This window comes from Stenotrophomonas sp. STEN009 (assembly GCF_056760395.1).
The window spans coordinates 1-1,782 of record NZ_JBRRES010000076.1 but is presented as its reverse complement, the minus strand read 5'-3'; the positions used below and the strand labels follow the sequence as shown (position 1 = coordinate 1,782).

Sequence of the window (1,782 nt, the reverse complement as noted above, 5' to 3'; positions counted from 1 at the left end):
CCCCCCCCGCGGCGGGGGGGGGGTTTTTGGGGGGGGGCCCCGGGGGGGGGGGGGGGGCGCCCCGGCCTCTCCGGGGGTCCGCCCCGCCGGGGGTCGGGCTGGCCCAGGCCGGCGGGGGCTTTTGCCTGCAATGCCGGCGTACACCTTCACTTGTGAACCCGCATCAACAGTGTTTTCCCCGGGCGAGGCTTAATCCGGTGCGGCAAAGCGCGCAGGCTACGCGCTCCCGATTCCCGCCCCCAGGAAGTCCCCCATGAAGTCCAGAGCCGCATTGCTGGCGCTTGCCGTCGGCGCCTTCGCCATCGGCACCACCGAGTTCGCCCCGATGGGCCTGCTGCCGGTCATCGCCGACGGCGTAGGGGTTGGCATTCCCACCGCCGGCATGCTGATCACGGCCTACGCCATGGGCGTGATGCTGGGCGCGCCGGTGATGACGCTGCTGATGGGACGCTTCGGCAAGCGCACCGCGCTGATGCTGCTGATGTCGATCTTCGTGGTCGGCAACCTGCTGTCGGCGCTGGCGCCGAACTATGGCCTGCTGCTGTTGTCGCGGCTGGTCACCAGCCTCAACCACGGTGCCTTCTTTGGTATCGGTGCGGTGGTCGCCGCCAGCCTGGTACCGAAGGACAAGCAGGCGGCGGCGGTGGCCACGATGTTCATGGGCCTGACCATCGCCAACATCGGCGGCGTGCCGCTGGCAACCTGGGTCGGCCAGCAGCTGGGCTGGCGCCTGTCCTTCGCCGGCACCGCAGTGCTGGGCGTGGTGGCGATCATCGCGCTCGGCCTGGCCCTGCCGGCCTCGGCACCGGGCCCGCGCCCGGACGTGCGCCGTGAACTGAAGGCGATCCTGCAGCCGCAGGTGCTGCTGGCCATGGCCACCACGGTGCTGGGCGCCGGTGCGATGTTCACCCTGTACACCTACGTGGCGCCGGTGCTGACCGAGCTGACCGGTGCCTCCAATGCCTTCATCGCGATGTCACTGGCGCTGATCGGTATCGGTTTCACCATCGGCAATGGCATCGGCGGGCGCATGGCCGACTGGTCGCTGGATGGCGCTACGCGGATCCTGCTGGCGGCGCTGGCGGTGTTGATGTTCGTGCTGCCGCTGGCCTTCATGAATCCCGTGACCGCAGCGCTGGGTGTACTGCTGTTCGGCGCGGCGACTTTCGCCATCGTGCCGCCGCTGCAGATCCGGGTGATGGAAGCGGCCACAGAGGCGCCGGGCCTGGCGTCGTCGATCAACGTGGGCGCGTTCAACCTCGGCAATGCCGTGGGTGCGGCGCTCGGCGGTGCGGTGATCAGCTCGGGCCTGGGCTACGCGGCCATTCCGGTGGCCGGTGGCCTGCTGGCGGCATCGGGCCTGCTGCTGGCGTGGCTGGGGCGTCCCCGCACTGCGGTGGCCGAAGCCTGCTGAGGGGTGTTGGATTCCGGCAGGGCTTGCAGCCCTGCACCCGCCGAATCAACGTCAACGTCAACGGCAAAGGCCTGCATTCCGTGGGTTGGCGGGGTGGGTCCGGTTGAGGGGGACGCTGTAAGTACCCCTGCGGGGCCCGGCCCATTCCCGCGATCTGTCGCAACGGCGTTCCTCTCTGGTAGGTGTCGACCTTGGTCGACACGAATGCCTGAAGAACCGGCTTCTGCTTTTGATTTTTTCTTTTGATCTTCCCGCGGTGCGCAGGAAACCGTATGAGGCCGGGGGGGTAGGCGTGGCGGGGGTATCCGCGCCATGGATGGCGCGGATAAGCCTCCCGGGACGGATTCACGGCGGCCCCCGCCATGCCC

The 1,782-nt window shown here is 69.1% G+C and carries 1 protein-coding gene; it reads left to right on the top strand.

What is annotated here, in order from left to right:
- Positions 1 to 253: 253 nt before the first annotated feature.
- Complete coding sequence (locus ACVOMM_RS18635) at positions 254 to 1,414, top strand: MFS transporter (protein ID WP_053516410.1); 1,161 nt, start codon at positions 254 to 256, stop codon at positions 1,412 to 1,414.
- Positions 1,415 to 1,782: the final 368 nt, after the last annotated feature.

Bases quoted from the DNA above. Each gene is read 5' to 3' on its own strand.
- ACVOMM_RS18635 (WP_053516410.1), top strand. From the start codon at position 254: ATGAAGTCCAGAGCCGCATTGCTGGCGCTTGCCGTCGGCGCCTTCGCC.